Raw genomic sequence first — 712 nt, 5'->3', positions numbered from 1 at the left:
CAGATCGCTCATGGTGACGGTGTGCTGTTCAATCCAGCGCACCACATTGGCGAGGTGATGCGGCGGGCGCGCTTCCCCTGCTCTGGCGGGTGCGACGCACACCCAGTTGTAGACCGCGTCGCGCAGCTCGCTAGTGCTGGGCTGGCCCCGCCTAGCCACGATCAGGGCGGGTGTGGCGGTGGCCAGGGCATCGGCGATGGACTTGCGGGACTTGGGTGCGATGCCAGCCCATTTGGCGTCGATGTAGCGGCACATGTGGTCAAACCACGTGCTGGAAGCGGTCTCGCGCATCATCGGCTCGGGTAGCCCTGTGGCGATGTGGAATGCAGTGCCTTTGCGCTGGTGGCTGATGAGCTTGGACCGGAACGAGTCGGCCAGGGCGAAGGTGGGGAAGACCTGGTGTTGACGCTGACCGGCCACGCTCCAGCGCGCGGCGTAGGTCTTGCCCTTCTTCCGTTCGTAGGTGTAGATCTTCCAGACGTTCACGTCGAAGCTGAAGGCTGACTCGCTGGCAGCGTTGTCGAAGGCGGGCATCACAGCACCTCCAGGGTTTCCAGCCAGGCGGTGAAGTCGTTGCGTCGCACGCGAATGGTGCCGTTGGGCAGCTTCATGCAGCGCGGTCCCTTGCGCCGCGCCCTCCAGTCGTAGAACGTCGATCGGGCGATCTCCAGCGCGGCGCAGATCTGCTCGATGGTCAGCAGCTCTGGCCCGT

The 712-nt window shown here is 64.9% G+C and carries 1 protein-coding gene and 1 pseudogene; both read right to left on the bottom strand.

The genetic code is table 11. From position 1 onward, the window contains the following. A pseudogene (locus Rhe02_RS49515) lies at positions 1–534 on the bottom strand (integrase); the annotation flags it as partial. Further along, positions 534–692 (bottom strand): helix-turn-helix transcriptional regulator, encoded by a 159-nt coding sequence (locus Rhe02_RS49510; RefSeq protein ID WP_308442090.1) that lies wholly within the window; start codon positions 690–692, stop codon positions 534–536. The gene Rhe02_RS49510 and the pseudogene Rhe02_RS49515, both read right to left, overlap by 1 nt. Positions 693–712: the final 20 nt, after the last annotated feature.

Origin of the sequence: Rhizocola hellebori (genome assembly GCF_016862955.1) — a bacterium.
Lineage (GTDB): Bacteria > Actinomycetota > Actinomycetes > Mycobacteriales > Micromonosporaceae > Rhizocola > Rhizocola hellebori.
The sequence above is the reverse complement of the archived record's forward strand: the minus strand, read 5'-3'. Positions and strand labels throughout refer to the sequence as shown.